The 14,291-nt window shown below is 53.8% G+C and carries 16 protein-coding genes and 1 pseudogene; 11 read left to right on the forward strand and 6 right to left on the reverse strand.

Annotated features, from left to right (window positions below; all coding sequences use genetic code 11):
* Nucleotides 1-25: 25 nt before the first annotated feature.
* The 10 genes from ACR0MJ_RS02130 (at nucleotide 26) to ACR0MJ_RS02175 (ending at nucleotide 8,244) form a co-directional block, all read left to right on the forward strand.
* On the forward strand, nucleotides 26-910 hold the full coding sequence (locus ACR0MJ_RS02130; protein ID WP_170403597.1) for a fumarylacetoacetate hydrolase family protein: 885 nt from the start codon (nucleotides 26-28) through the stop codon (nucleotides 908-910).
* The gene (locus ACR0MJ_RS02135) at nucleotides 907-1,572 is read left to right on the forward strand and encodes a malonic semialdehyde reductase (protein WP_170403594.1); all 666 of its coding nucleotides are present in this window, start codon (nucleotides 907-909) and stop codon (nucleotides 1,570-1,572) included. Before ACR0MJ_RS02130 ends, ACR0MJ_RS02135 begins: the two co-directional genes overlap by 4 nt.
* Before the next feature lie 18 nt (nucleotides 1,573-1,590).
* On the forward strand, nucleotides 1,591-2,046 hold the full coding sequence (locus ACR0MJ_RS02140; protein WP_170403592.1) for an OsmC family protein: 456 nt from the start codon (nucleotides 1,591-1,593) through the stop codon (nucleotides 2,044-2,046).
* Between the two features lie 35 nt (nucleotides 2,047-2,081).
* Nucleotides 2,082-3,155, forward strand: coding sequence for a C4-dicarboxylate TRAP transporter substrate-binding protein (locus ACR0MJ_RS02145; RefSeq protein WP_480758829.1), 1,074 nt, complete (start codon nucleotides 2,082-2,084; stop codon nucleotides 3,153-3,155).
* Nucleotides 3,156-3,185: 30 nt separating this feature from the next.
* Complete coding sequence (locus ACR0MJ_RS02150; RefSeq protein ID WP_480758832.1) at nucleotides 3,186-3,737, forward strand: TRAP transporter small permease subunit; 552 nt, start codon at nucleotides 3,186-3,188, stop codon at nucleotides 3,735-3,737.
* Nucleotides 3,734-5,038, forward strand: a complete 1,305-nt coding sequence (locus ACR0MJ_RS02155; RefSeq protein WP_170565456.1) for a TRAP transporter large permease — start codon at nucleotides 3,734-3,736, stop codon at nucleotides 5,036-5,038. Before ACR0MJ_RS02150 ends, ACR0MJ_RS02155 begins: the two co-directional genes overlap by 4 nt.
* Nucleotides 5,039-5,048: 10 nt before the next feature.
* Nucleotides 5,049-5,915 (forward strand): dioxygenase family protein, encoded by an 867-nt coding sequence (locus ACR0MJ_RS02160; RefSeq protein WP_170597623.1) that lies wholly within the window; start codon nucleotides 5,049-5,051, stop codon nucleotides 5,913-5,915.
* A 21-nt stretch (nucleotides 5,916-5,936) separates the two neighbouring features.
* Nucleotides 5,937-6,743 carry an amidohydrolase family protein gene (locus tag ACR0MJ_RS02165; RefSeq protein WP_480758836.1) on the forward strand — a complete coding sequence of 269 codons (807 nt, stop codon included), beginning with the start codon at nucleotides 5,937-5,939 and terminating at the stop codon, nucleotides 6,741-6,743.
* 68 nt (nucleotides 6,744-6,811) lie between these two features.
* Complete coding sequence (locus tag ACR0MJ_RS02170; protein ID WP_170733678.1) at nucleotides 6,812-7,117, forward strand: hypothetical protein; 306 nt, start codon at nucleotides 6,812-6,814, stop codon at nucleotides 7,115-7,117.
* Nucleotides 7,118-7,125: 8 nt separating this feature from the next.
* Nucleotides 7,126-8,244: a cytochrome-c peroxidase gene (locus ACR0MJ_RS02175; RefSeq protein WP_480758840.1), complete on the forward strand. Its 1,119-nt coding sequence runs from the start codon at nucleotides 7,126-7,128 to the stop codon at nucleotides 8,242-8,244.
* Here ACR0MJ_RS02175 and ACR0MJ_RS02180 read toward each other — a convergent pair.
* The 6 genes and pseudogenes from ACR0MJ_RS02180 to ACR0MJ_RS02205 all read right to left on the reverse strand — a co-directional run.
* A pseudogene (locus ACR0MJ_RS02180) lies at nucleotides 8,231-8,829 on the reverse strand (pyridoxal-phosphate-dependent aminotransferase family protein); the annotation flags it as partial. The gene ACR0MJ_RS02175 and the pseudogene ACR0MJ_RS02180 overlap by 14 nt on opposite strands.
* 177 nt (nucleotides 8,830-9,006) lie before the next feature.
* Nucleotides 9,007-9,522, reverse strand: coding sequence for a redoxin domain-containing protein (locus ACR0MJ_RS02185; RefSeq protein WP_170403571.1), 516 nt, complete (start codon nucleotides 9,520-9,522; stop codon nucleotides 9,007-9,009).
* Nucleotides 9,523-9,606: 84 nt separating this feature from the next.
* The gene (locus ACR0MJ_RS02190) at nucleotides 9,607-10,887 is read right to left on the reverse strand and encodes a TRAP transporter large permease (RefSeq protein ID WP_480758844.1); all 1,281 of its coding nucleotides are present in this window, start codon (nucleotides 10,885-10,887) and stop codon (nucleotides 9,607-9,609) included.
* On the reverse strand, nucleotides 10,887-11,384 hold the full coding sequence (locus ACR0MJ_RS02195; protein ID WP_480758847.1) for a TRAP transporter small permease: 498 nt from the start codon (nucleotides 11,382-11,384) through the stop codon (nucleotides 10,887-10,889). Before ACR0MJ_RS02195 ends, ACR0MJ_RS02190 begins: the two co-directional genes overlap by 1 nt.
* 114 nt (nucleotides 11,385-11,498) lie before the next feature.
* The gene (locus tag ACR0MJ_RS02200; RefSeq protein ID WP_170403565.1) at nucleotides 11,499-12,482 is read right to left on the reverse strand and encodes a TRAP transporter substrate-binding protein; all 984 of its coding nucleotides are present in this window, start codon (nucleotides 12,480-12,482) and stop codon (nucleotides 11,499-11,501) included.
* Between the two features lie 51 nt (nucleotides 12,483-12,533).
* Nucleotides 12,534-13,319, reverse strand: a complete 786-nt coding sequence (locus ACR0MJ_RS02205; protein WP_480758852.1) for an SDR family NAD(P)-dependent oxidoreductase — start codon at nucleotides 13,317-13,319, stop codon at nucleotides 12,534-12,536.
* 260 nt (nucleotides 13,320-13,579) lie between these two features.
* Here ACR0MJ_RS02205 and ACR0MJ_RS02210 point away from each other — a divergent pair, with 260 nt between their 5' ends.
* Nucleotides 13,580-14,260, forward strand: coding sequence for a GntR family transcriptional regulator (locus ACR0MJ_RS02210; RefSeq protein ID WP_170597820.1), 681 nt, complete (start codon nucleotides 13,580-13,582; stop codon nucleotides 14,258-14,260).
* Nucleotides 14,261-14,291: the final 31 nt, after the last annotated feature.

Raw genomic sequence — 14,291 nt, forward strand, 5'->3', positions numbered from 1 at the left:
AAGTGAACTGACATGGATGGTGAAAATGAAATACCTGGTGGGAGAGACTTTGGATGGCACAGCGGTTTTTGCTGTAAACGGCGAAAATGCAGTGAATCTAACGGCTTTACATCCTGCAATCGGTTCGGATTTGATGGGTTTGATAGCCGAGCCTGAACTGGCCGACTCACTTTCCGGCAAAATTGACGCCGCAGACAGTGTGCCCGTGTCTTCCATCACTCCTGCATTGCCCGTTGCCGCTCCCGGAACGATCATTTGCATGGGGTTGAACTACACGGACCACATCAAAGAAGGCGGGTATGATATCCCGGAGTATCCGACGCTGTTTATGCGCGGGAAGAATTCGATCATGGCGGCAGGGCACCCTATGGTGCGGCCGACCTGTTCCGAGAAACTCGACTACGAAGCCGAGCTTATGCTGATCGTTGGAAAACGCGGCCGTCATATCTCGGAAGAGGACGCACTGGATTATGTCTTCGGCTACACCGTGTTTAACGACGGGTCGCTGCGGGATTATCAGCGTAAAACCGTTCAATGGACGCCCGGCAAAAACTTCGATGACACAGGCGCGATCGGCCCTTTCACCGTAACGCCGGAAGACTTGCCGGAGGGAGCATCCGGCCTGAAAATCGAAAGCCGAGTGGGGGACGAAATCCTGCAAAGCTCGAACACCGCCAACATGATCTGGGGGGTCCCTCAGGTCATCGCCACGATCTCGGAATATACCACTCTCGAACCCGGTGATCTGATTGCGTTGGGTACGCCGCCGGGTGTTGGTCACGCCAAAAAGCCCAATCCACGTTGGTTGAAGCCGGGTGAAACCGTCGAGGTCGAAATTGAGGGCATCGGCATATGCGCCAGCCCCGTCATCGACGAAAAGGACGCCGAGACTAAGGTGGCCGCGGCATGAGCGCACCAGCCGGGGCAGAGCTGGAGGCACTTCGCGCAAAGGCGCAGCAAGATCATCGCGATCTGCGCGAGCGCATCTCACGTCTTTCAGACGACGCAATTGCCCTGATCCTCCGCGAATCCAGATCTCATTACGCCTGGACCGACAAGGCTGTTTCTAACGAATTGCTTGAAGAGATCTACGACATCACGATCAACGGCGCGACCAGCATGAACACGCTGCCCGCCCGCTTCGTTTTCGTTAAAAGCGCGGAAGGTAAACAGCGCCTAGCCAAGTCGTTAAAGCCGAAGAACGTGCCAAAGATGATGGATGCGCCGGTCACTGCGATCATTGCTTACGACATGGACTTCTGGAAGGAATTACCTTTTCTTTTCCCGCACGAAGATCGACGGTCACTTTTCGAAAATAATCCCGAATATGTAGCCGATACAGCGTTTCGCAATGGAACGCTTCAGGGCGCTTACTTTATGATCGCGGCCCGGGCTGTCGGGTTGGACGTCGGCGCCATGTCTGGCTTTTCAAACAAGATCGTCGACGAGGAATTCTTCGCGGGTACGACGCTCAAGTCGAACTTTCTTTGCAATCTGGGCTACGCAGACGAAACAGGATTGTTTCACAAGCTGCCTCGCTTCTCATTCGAAAAGGTTTGCTCTTATGCATGAGGAGGTGACCCTGTGGCGATGAAAGTCAAACCTGTCGTAACCTACCGTACGACAGCTCAATGCCCGACACACGCGCGAACCGAGATCCCAATTCGCGATCTGGACGTGATTATCGACGAGCCCGTGGAGCGAGGCGGAACAAATCTTGGCCCGTCTCCGACCGAAACCGCAATGGCTGCTTTGATCGCCTGTACGAATGTCATCGGGCACAAGAATGCGCACCGTTTGGGAATTGATCTTGGCACCGTGACAATCGACGCGAAATGCAGGCTGGATCGACGCGGTGTCCTGATGGAGGAGGAGATCGATGTTCCGTTTCCCGAAATCGGACTCACTGTGAATTGCGATACGCCCGCCAGTCAGGAGGAGCTGACACGCGTGGGCGAGGAGACAGCCAAATATTGCGCCATCGCAAAACTGTTCAAAGCGGCAGGCACGGACCTGACCGTAAACTGGGTCAAAACCAACAAATAAAAATCGACAGGACCCGACTTTCTGGGAGGAGAGAAATGAAAAATTGGACCAAACGCAGCCTAGTGGGCGCTGCTCTGGCAGGCGTCATGGCGATGCCCCTCGCGGCAGAAGAGACCATCTCAGCCGTCGTAATTGATGGCTATCCCGACCGTGCGTTGTGGGTGAAAGAATTCACCAACTTCTTCATTCCGGAAGTGGACAAGCGGCTGGCCGATTCTGGCAACTACAAGATGAACTGGCAAGAGAACTACGGTGGCTCGATCGTAAAGCCGAAGGGCGTCCTGGAAGGGATCCAGCTTGGCCTTGGCGACATCGGCATTGTCACAACTATCTTCCATTCGTCCAAGTTGCCCAGTCAGGGGATATCGGGGTCGACCCCCTTCGTGTCATCGGACTCTCGCGCGGTAGCCAAAGCCGTGGATGAGATCGCGCGCGAATACCCAGCGATGCAAAATGAGTTCGCTGCACAGAACCAAGTCTATCTGGCGACCGGCGTAGTACTCGATACCTATCAGGTTTTTTGTACAGAGCCGGTCTCGGCTGTTTCTGATCTGGAAGGCCGAAAAGTGGCAGGGGCGGGACTGAACCTCCGATATCTCGAAGGTATCAAAGATGCAGCGGGGGTTCGTGGTGGCCTGACCGATTTCTACAATATGCTGCAAACCGGCCTTGTTGATTGTGCGATGCTGTGGCCTGAAGCAGCCAAGACCTTCAAGATCGCCGAAGTGGCTCCCTACATGCTCAAAGCTGACTTGGGTGCCGTGAACTCCAAGACGATCACGGTGAATTCTGACTATTGGGCAAAGTTGCCGGATGAAGTCAAAGGCGTTCTGCAGGCCGTCGCAATTGACTACCGTGATCATGTGGCCGGCATCGCTATGGACCGGGCTGCGGCCTCAAGGGACGCATACACCGAAGCCGGCGGGACGATTGTCGAAGTTTCGGACCAAGACCGAGCGGCCTGGGCCAACGCAATGCCAAATGTAGCACAGGAATGGGCAGCCACACTGAATGAGAACGGTGAACAAGGCGACGCGATACTGGCCGCTTATCTCGGCAAGCTGCAGGACGCCGGTTTTACCGGAGTGCGTGACTGGACGGCCGAGTAACAGTCTGGCGATCCACGAAAGGGGCCTTTCATGCTGAAGACCGCAGTTGCTGGCTTGTCGCGGGTCGCCAATTTGCTTGCTATCGCCGCCAACGCATTGGGTACGCTTGTCGTCCTTGCGTTGGTGGTCATTCTAAATGTCGACGTCATTGCGCGCGGTCTGTTTTCGGCACCTCTGCGTGGCACCTATGAAATGGTGCAGTTTTCGGTCGTGATGATCGTTTTTTTGCAGCTGGCCGACGTAGTCAGAGTGGATCGGCTGACGCGCTCGGACGGGTTTCTGAACCTGCTACACCACCGCCGTCCTGGGCTAACGGCCAACCTGAGGCGCATTATCAATGCCATCTCCGCAATCTTCATGGGTCTGATTGCTTATGTAACCTTTCCCGAGTTCCTGCATATGTGGGAGACACAGGACTACTTCGGAGTTCCGGGTCTTTTCACTCTGCCATGGTGGCCGGTCAAACTGGTCATCGCGTGCGGTACTGCGCTTGCCTGCGTGATCTTCCTTCTCAAGGTTGTCACGGCGCAGGACCGCCCGCATCTAATTCGTGCACCTGAACATGACGAGGCCGCAGAATGACGCCGATTGAGATTGGCCTGATCTCGGTCATAGCCATCGTCTTTCTGATTTACGCAGGCGTTTACATTCCCATCGCATTGGGCGTGGTCTCGTTCGTGTCGATCTGGCTGATGCGGGACAATTTCACGCTGGCGCTCAACCTGCTGAAAGTGGCAGTCGGCGACAGCGCGATGGAATACAGCTTTGCAACCATCCCATTGTTTACTTTCATGGGGCTCATTGTCTCAAAAGCCGGGTTGGGCAGGGACATCTACGAAGTCATGACCATGCGATTTCGCAAGGTCAAAGGCGGTATCGGTATGGCAACCGTTGGAGCCAACGCCGTCTTTGCCGCAGTGACTGGGTCGTCAATAGCCTCCGCATCCGTGTTCACCAAGGTCTCGGTCCCGCAGATGATGGCGCAGGCTTATAACCCACGGTTTGCTGTTGGCGTGGTCGCCGGGTCTTCGGTTTTGGGGATGATCATCCCGCCCTCGGCGATGCTGATCATCTATTCCTTTGTCGCCGAGCAATCTGTAGGGGACATGTTCCTTGCGGGGGTTATTCCGGGGATCATGCTGGCGATCGCTTATGTAGGCGCGATTTGGGTTATGGGTCGTTTCACCCCAGCATTCGTCGGTGGCCGCGTTGTCGAAGACACCGAGTGGATGTCAGGGCGCGAGATAGCCTCCAAAACACTGCCGACACTGTTCATCATTACCATCGTCCTTGGTGGTATCTACACAGGTTGGTTGACTGCCGTAGAAGCAGGGGCCGCCGGAGCTCTCGTTGCGCTAATCATCGCGGTTGCCCGTAAGTCGATGTCTCCACGCGCATTCTGGGACGCGTTGCTGGAAACCGGTCACATCACAGCCGCGATCCTGTTCCTGATCACGGCCGCTTCAATCTACAGCCGCATGCTGGGGCTGGCCGGGCTGCCCAATCAACTACAGGATCTGCTTGCGGGGAATTCCGCATCTTTCTGGTCGATCATGCTGCTCTATGTTCTGTTGATGCTATTTCTGGGAACATTGCTCGACACCGCGTCGATCATTCTGATTGTGGTACCGCTGTTCCTGCCCATGGCCGAAGCGCTTGATATGTCGCTGATCTGGTTTGGCATTATCACCGTGGTCGGGGCTGAGATCGGTCTTTTGACACCACCTTTGGGTATATCCTGCTTCGTTATCAAATCCACGATTAACGATGACCGCATATCACTTAAGGACGTGTTCATGGGCGCACTTCCCTTTGCGTTCGTGATGCTGATCGTTCTGTTCATTCTGATCGAGTTCCCGATCCTCAGCCTTGCCCTGATTTAAGGAGGACAAGATGCGCTCTGTCACCAAAGACAATATCACCGACGTCTTCATGGGGTACCTGTCAAAAGATACTGATCCACGGATGCGTGAAATCATGGGCTCCCTGGTCAAACACCTCCACGACTTTGCGCGGGAAACCAACCTGACGCATGACGAGTGGCGGGCCGGGATTGCGTTTCTGGAAGGCTGCGCTGCGGTGGAAACCGAGGATAGGCATGAATTCGTGCTGGCCTCGGACGTGTTGGGCCTGTCGTCATTGGTTGATATGCTGCATTCCAGTGCCGATGCGACCAGTTCGTCCGTTTTAGGTCCATTTCACGTCTCGGGCGCCCCCCCGCTGCCAATCGGTGGCGATATGAAGCGTCACTACGGCGGGCCGGTTCTACTTGCAGAGGGCGTGATCCGCGATACCGAAGGTCATCCGATTGCCGGGGCAGAACTGGATATCTGGCAAACGGCACCCAACGGCCTCTACGCCAGTCAAGATGAAGAACAGGACACCTATTCTTTCCACGGGCTGATGTCAGTTGGCGATGATGGCAGATATGCGTTCACCACAGTTAAACCAGTTGAATACACCGTGCCGTCTGACGGGCCAGTCGGTGATATTCTGCGCGCTTGTGGTCGCCATCCATGGAGGCCCTCACACTTGCACTTTATCGTCAAAGCCCCCGGGTATCGCTCACTCGTGACGGAGATTTTTCCGGACAATGATCCCTATTTAGATCAGGATACTGTCTTTGGCGTTCGGGACGATCTGGTAATGACATATGTTGAACGACCTGCATCAGAATTTCCCGATGGCATGGAGCTTTCTGGTAAGATTGCCGAACCTTTCTTGCACGTGAATTTCGACGTGACGCTTGCCAGGGTCTGAATGATATTGAGGAGGCTTGAGGTGCTGAAACATATCTCCATTTTAAGTGCAGCGTTATTTTGCAATACCGCCGTCGCAGAACAGCGACCGATCTTTGACGCACATATTCACTACAGCCACGATGCTGTCAAACTGGTTCCGCCTGAACAGGTGGCCGAAATCCTTCGAGATGCAGGCGTGCGTAAAGCGCTGATTTCCAGCTCGGATGACAATGGCACTCAGCTATTGTTGGCAGTGGCACCGGACATCGTTGTTCCGGCGCTTCGCCCTTATCGTCGTCGCGGTGAGATCAACACCTGGATGCACGATGAAACTGTAATCGAGTATCTGGAAACAAACCTGGCAAAAAACAACTACGAGGCCATCGGCGAGTTTCACGCTTACGGAGATGACATCAAGACGCCGGTCATCCAGCGTATGATTGCACTGGCGAAAGAGCGGAACCTAATCCTGCACCACCATGGTGATCGCGAGGCCGTTGATTTGATCTTCGAAACATGGCCGGAAGCTCGGGTATTGTGGGCCCATTCTGGGTTTGACGATCCAGCCAGTGTGGTCGATGCGCTAGACATCTATCCCGGGCTATGGGCCGATCTGGCATTTCGTTCGGACATGGTTTCGCGAGGCCGTGTCGACCCGGATTGGAGGGCTGCGTTCCAAGCCCATCCCGATAGGTTCATGGTCGGTACGGATACGTTCGCACCTGAACGTTGGTACTACGTAGGCCCTCATGCCGATTTTTCGCGTGAATGGTTGGATTTGCTGCCGGACCAGATCGCAGACAACATTGCCTTTGCTAACGCAGAACGTTTGCTGGCATCAGAATGACCCACTGCGCTGCTTGGTTTCTTATATGGTCCAGCGCGGCGGTTGCTTGTGAAGCGACGGGGCAACGCATGAATTCGGAAGTTCAAAACGCACCCAAGGTTTATCTGGCGGTCGACGAAATTCCGTTGGCCCAACCGTTTTCGGTGTTGGTTTCAGTTTGTAGTGAAACTGCTGTGGGCCAAATGCGTGTGGATGCAATCATGCCTGCTCATCAACATGGTATGAACTATACTCCCAAGGTTACTGCATTGGACGGCGGAGTGTTCCGAATTGATGATATGTTGTTTCACATGCCGGGTTTGTGGGAGCTGCAAATCGATGTCGACGTCAGTGGCCAATCGGTGTTCTACACGTCAGAAATTGCGCTGAAATGAAGCTGTGGATGACAGCTGCGCTAATTTTTCTGACCGGGGCGGTACGTGCAGATGTCTTGTTGACCGAAGACGAAATTGAACAAACGTTGTCCTTTGGGCCGTGGCCACTATCCTTCCAGCCGGATCCAAGCAATAGATTTTCCAAAGACGCCACGGCAATCAAGCTCGGACAGGCTTTATTCAACGATCCGGTGTTGTCGGTCGATGGTGCATTTTCCTGTGCAAGTTGTCATGATCCTGAACAGGCATTTACGATGCCGGAGGCGCGGGCACTCGGTCGTGATTTGTTAAATCGAAACACACCATCACTGCGAAACCTTGCCGGGCTGCGCTGGTATGGTTGGGGCGGCAAAAGCGATAATCTTTGGGCAGCCAGCCTGCATCCGATCATCGAAGAACAAGAGATGGCGCATAGTGCCGAAAGCCTAAAGATAGCTATCTCTGAAAGTACCTACATTGATGATTTTGAAGCCATATTTGGTCACCTCCAGGATCAAAGCCCTGAACTTTTTCTGGTGAATACTGCAAAAGCTCTTTCTGCTTACCTAGAGACCTTAGCCACCGACCGGACGATATTTGACGATTTTCGCGATGCTTTGGAGCGCCGAGATATTGCAGCGGCTAAGGAATACCCCGAAGCAGCTCAGCGAGGTCTTCAACTCTTTTTAGGGCGCGGGAAATGCGTATTTTGCCACAACGGTCCGAGGTTTTCCAACAACGAGTTCCATGACGCAGGTGTGCCATATTTTCTGAATGAAACCGAGGTTGACCAAGGTCGGTTCGGAGGATTGAACATTTTACTCTCCAGCCCCTACACATTGGACGGCGACTGGAACGACGATCCGGAAAAGAAAGGTGCCTGGGCCGTGCGAAATGTACGCAGGAGCCATTCTGATTTTGGAATCTTTCGGACGCCCAGCCTGCGAGGTTTGGGCGAAACCGCCCCCTACATGCATGACGGCAGCATGGATGATCTGGACGCCGTGGTCCGGCACTACAGCGAAATCGATACGGAAAGGCTTCACGCCGATGGCGAGGCGATACTTTCTGAACTGAATTTGACGAAACAGGAGATCACGGACCTTGTGGCGTTTTTAGAGACGTTGTCCAGCGCTATGCGGCCTTGAGATATTCCAATGCAGCCTGAGTACCGCCTTTATTGCGCGGCACGCCACTCTTGGCGAGCCCCATTTATACGCCTGAGAGGGTGGCCATCAACATCAGGTCGTTGAAATCGCCCAGGTGACCTATGCGGAAAACCTTGTCGGCCACTTTAGACAGGCCATTTCCAAGTGAGATGTCATAGTGCTCCAGCGCCGTCGCGCGGAAGGCGTCCGCAGAGTGCCCTTCCGGGACTTTGACAACGGTCAGGACGCCCGATCCCTGACCTTGGCGAGCACACAGCACCTCGAGACCCCATGCTTGCACGGCAGCCCGAGTCGCGGCTCCGTGGCGCGAATGCCGAGCGAATACGTTCTCCAGCCCTTCCTCGTGCAACATGTCGATGGCTTCATTCAGTCCATAGAGAAGGTTTGTGCCGGGAGTATAAGGGTTTGTGCCGGGAGTATAAGGGAAGAGTCCTTTTTGGTTTGGCTCGACCATATCCCCCAATCCCAATAGCTTCGCGGCATGGTCCCGGAATTTGATTGCTCCAACGCCCGGTCAATTACAGCATTGAAGCTCAGACCAGGCGGTAGCATCAGTCCCTTTTGCCCATGACCAAAAGGGCGACTTTATTGGATAAGCTGAGACTGGTTCAAATTTTGTTGACAGTACTTCGCCCACCACTTGTGGTTAACAGTTCAAAAATGCAGGAGGGGTTGGATGCGATCGGGTGGCGTCCGGAGAGCTTTCTGGGAACAGTCCTGCATCAAAGTAGGTAATTGCAGTTATAAAACTGTTCCCCGAGTCGGGCGGTTGTTTTCGATATTGAACTTCATTCCGTCTAGCAATTCTTCAAGATCCGGGCGCGCAGCAGGGGCATTCGAAATGTCGACCAACATCAAACTGCCATCTGGCCGAATTCCGAATGCGCCGGGCTCTGCAAACAGTGTCGTTGTCTCAGCCTCTGAAAGAGGGGCCGACACGTAGAGGCCAAGTGATCGCATCTGCGTTTCGGTCAATCCAAAGCCCAAATTAAATGTCCAACCGAACTCTTCCTTGTCGGCCAAAGCCTTTTCTTTAGAGTCGGCAGAAACGACCACCACATCCATGACGCTGCTCCAATCAGCCAGCATGGTGTTCAATTTATTGAGAAATCGCTTGCATCTGGGACAGTGACGCCCGCGATAGACGAAAAGCATCGTCCATCGATCTTTGGGCCGACCAATCTCTATTTCGCCACCGCAGACATCAAAAACACTGATCTGCTCGACGGGAGCATTCACTTTGGGTTTTTGCGACATGTCAGCTTCCTTTTTTCATTAAGAAAGAAACTCGAACACAAGCTTAGCTTCAAGTGTCTGCCTTTAAACTTGAATGTACTTTATTCACCCAACCAAGCTTGGCAGTGTTAGTGAAATCGCGGGTACAAAAGTGATAAGCATTAATGCGAAGAGAATTGCCAAGTAGAAGGGCCATATTGTTCGCACGGCTTTCTCCATTGGCAATTTACCCACGGCGCAACCGACAAACAGGCACGATCCGACCGGTGGTGTGCACAATCCTAATCCCAAATTCACGAGCAAGATCATCCCGAATTGCAGCGGATCAATCCCAAGGCTGTTGGCAACGGGTAGAAAAATGGGTGTGCAGATCAGAATTAGCGCTGCCATATCCATAATCATTCCAAGCAACAACAAAACCGCATTTACCATCAGCAGGATGAGTATCGGATTTTCTGTCAACCCAGTAAGCAGATCTACGGTTCTGTCCGGAACTCTGTAAAAGGTCAGCATGTAGGCAAACGCACCAGCGCATGCGATTAATATCATTACCATCGCCGTCGTGCGCACAGCAGAAGCGACGGCAATACAAAAGTTTTCCCACGTTATGCTTCTGTAGACGATCAGTGTGACCACGAATGCGTAAATGGCCCCAAAAGCTCCGGACTCCGTAACGGTGAAAATACCCGACAACACACCGCCGACGATAATCACAGCCGTCAAAAGTCCTGGAATTGCACTGAAGAAGCTCACTACGAGCGCTGGCCAACCCGGGAAAGTCTCAGCTTGATAACCTCTGCGCACCGCTACAAGGTACGCCGCCACAGCAAGGCAAAGGCACATTAAAACTCCTGGAACAACGCCTGCAAGAAACAGCTTCGAGATCGATATTCCACCCCCGGCTGCGATCGCGAAAATGATCATATTGTGACTGGGTGGAATAATTATACCGGCAATCGAGGACGTGACGGTCACGTTTACGGCGTAATCTGCATCGTAACCTTTCTCTTTCATCACAGGAACCAAGATAGACCCCAGTGCGGAAATGTCTGCGATGGCCGATCCTGAAATCCCCCCAAAAAGCATCGAAGAAAACACGTTCACAATTCCTAAGCCGCCGCGCACGGCCCCGACAGCGGCTGAAGCAAACCTGACTAGACGCATGGCTATCCCGCCGTGGAACATCAGTTCACCTGCAAAAATGAAGAACGGGATCGCCATCAACGAGAATACATTGATCCCGGAGACGATCCGCTGAAATCCGATCATCAAGGGTAAGCCTTCGAACCAAAATGCCGAAATGGCCGCTATTCCAAGCGCGAATGCTACAGGCGTTCCGATCAGAACGCAGAGGGCGAACACGCCAAGCAACAGAAGTATTCCCATCATTCGCCTCTATTCGATGCTGTCATTGCGCTGTCAAAACCGACATAGAGGCGGATTAGATGACCAACGGAAAAGAGTAATATGAGTCCTCCGCCAATTGTGAGAGGCAATGAACGCAAGCCTTCGGGGACTTGAATCAATGGGATTAGCGATCCCCACTTAAAGATCGTAAGTCGAGCTCCGAACCACAGCATCAAGGCGCCGAACCCAGCCATAAGCACGTCTGAGCAGATAACCAAAATGGTCCTCACACGTGGAGGAACTGCGGAACGCACGAGAGACACGGACAAGTGCGTGTTATCGTGTACGCCTACTGCCGCACCGAGAAACGCAATTGTCATGACGAGAAGCAAGGCGACTTGCTCGACCCAGGTCGGCGTCGCATTCAGAACATAGCGACCAAATACTAGCCATCCGAATATGACCGTGATGACAACCAGTGCGACACCGGTCAAAACCCGGCACAAGTCGGCGATCCAGTCCAGGATCTGGATCATCTTGCGCACAGATGTCGGGGGCAGGGAAGTATAACGCATTGGCTCACAACTCTTGATCAGGCGTCCGGACCCGCATGTGCGGGACCGGACAATATCAGACCCAATATAGCTAAATCAGTCCGTCGCCTGGATAGTCTCGACAAGCGGGCGTAAATCGGGGTTCGTAGCAAAGTAGGCTTCGTAAACCGGGCCCATAGCCGCTTGGAACGGGGCTTTGTCTGCCACTTCATTCACGACCACACCAGCTTCTTCGACGGCTGTACGGCTGGCTGCTTCGCGCTCGGCCCACAATTGCCGCTGAAGTTCTGCAGATTCCTGAGCTGCCTCTCGAACCGCGGCCTGCATCTCAGGTGACAGTGCGTTGAACGTGTCGGTATTAATGCAGATACATTCGGGTATGATCAGGTGCTGAGACAGCGAATAGAAACCGGCAACTTCGAAGTGGCCAGTTGACTCGTATGATGGCCAGTTGTTTTCGGCACCATCGACGACACCGGTTTTCAGGGCCTGATAAACTTCGGCAAACGCCATTGGTGATGGGTTGCCACCAAGCTCAGAAATCATGCCTGTAAAGAGGTCATTATTCATGACCCGAACTTTCATTCCCTCAACATCGGCAGGTGCGTTGATTGCCTTTGTTCCGTTGTAGAAGGAGCGAGCGCCAGCGTCATACCACGCAAGAGGTGTCAAGCCTTTGGCTGCCATGCCCGCCGCAATTGCCTCGCCACCCTCACTGTCCAAGACGCGGAACATGTGCGGGACGTCTTTGAATATAAAGGGCAACGATACAACATTGGCCTCGGCGACAATCGGGCCAATTGGGCCCAGGTTAAAGTTGCCGACTTCCAATGCGCCTGCGCGGACCTGTTCAACAGCGTCGGGCTGACTGCCCAGCGTGCCCCCATGGAACATTTGAAGGCTGATTTCACCGCCAGTTTTTTCCGTAATGAGTTCTGCGAATTTGTCCATCGCGATGGTGTTTGGGTAACCATCCACGTGGATATTCCACCCGCGCCAATCCTCTGCGAAGGATGCGCTCCCGGTAATTGCGACCACGGTCGCGGCACTCATCAGCGTTTTAGTCAGTTTGATATTCATATTTTCCTCCCTAGAAAACAGACAGTTGACTCGATGCCCGGCGAAGGCCGGTTATGAAAAGAGCAGGCCTCCGTTGATGTCGATGTTCGCGCCCGTAATGAAAGCAGCGGCGTCTGAGGCCAGATAGGCGACCAGATTGGCGACATCCTCAGATGTGCCTTCGCGTTTAAGCGGCGTGGCGCCGGCCACGTTGGTCCGCACTTCGCTTTTTGTGAAGACATTGTGAAAATCGGTGTCGATCATGCCCGGGCAAACCGAATTTACCCGGATGTCCGGCCCCAGTTCTTTGGCCAATCCACGCGTCATCGTCATGACCGCACCCTTCGAGGCCGCATAGGCGACCGCGCCTGGGCCACCCCCGTCACGCCCCGCCTGACTCGCAAACCCGACGATCGCGCCGCCTTTTTTCATATGCGGCAACACGGCCTGAACAGTGCGGGCAAAAGAAGTGGTGTTCAGGTCCATGACATGGCGCCAATGTTCCATATCCATCTCAGACAGGGTCTTCCGGGCCAGCAATCCGCCGGTCACGTGGGCAAGAATGTCGATCCGAGGTCCGAATGTCGCAATAGTCTCCGAGATCAGCCTTTCCACATCCGCACCGGAGGTCATGTCGCCCTGTATGGCAATCGCCTTACCTCCGGCAGCCGTTATTTTCTGAACCGCCGATTCCGCACCCGAAGATGAGCTGTGATAGTTGATCGCGATCGACGCTCCAGCCTTGGCCAGTTTCATGACGCAGGCACGGCCAATGTCCCGTCCGCCGCCGGTCACGATCGCAACCTTCCCTGCCAGTTCCAAGTTCGGGCCAATCTGTTCAGCGTTCAATTCGGTCATTTTCTTGTCCCCTTGGGTCCCCGGTCATCCAGTCAGTGCGCCCGTTTTGGTCCTTGAGCCTTAACGAGCATTCAGCGGTGTTGCCTATTGTAGTCGACTAGGATACTAGTATTGTCAACAAATTTGTTTGGGAGCCACAAAAGGCTTCGCACGGCCCGTGCTAAATGGATTGGCTGGAGATACATTGAGGAGTATCGGAGGGAGAGGTCTAGTGGCCCAGAATGCCGCCGGTGTTGGTCACGCGCAGAAAAAGGCAGGAAATGCAAAGTATTACGGATAAAATCGAGCGGCGCACAACCACTGACATCGTATATGAGAGTTTGTACGAGGCGATCGTTTCACTGGAAATTCTGCCGGGAACAAAACTGTCCGAAGCAGATATTGCAAAAAAGTTCGAAGTGTCGAGGCAGCCGGTCCGCGATGCTTTCAACAGGCTTGAGGCGCAGGATTTGCTGCTGATCCGACCACAGAAAGCCACGCGGGTACGTAGTTTTTCCATGGAACGGATCGGTCATGCGCGCTTTGTTCGCCTCTCGGTCGAGTTGGAAGTGGTGCGCGCTGCATGTCGGAACTGGAAGCCCGAATATTCGAAGCTGCTGGAGGACAATCTCAAGCAGCAGAAAGACGTCGTTTCAAGGAACGAAGCCGAAAAGTTCCATCAGCTCGACTACGACTTTCACCGGCTGATTTGTGGGTTGAGCGGCAACCCGCTGGCCTTCAATACGATTCAGGAATGCAAAAGAAAGATCGATCGCCTGTGCGTTCTAAGCCTAGGGCGCGAGAGCGAGGCCGACATTCTGGTTCGGGATCATGTTGAGCTGGCAAAAGCGCTAGCAGACCGCGACGAGGCGACTGCGACCGAGATGATACGCCGCCATCTGGGCCGCATCGACAAGACCATCGAGGAGGTTCACTCGAAACATGCCGAGTATTTCGAGTAAATTGAACGCCGCCAACTGACTAAGGACCTCG

It is taken from the genome of Ruegeria sp. C6 (assembly GCF_056537625.1).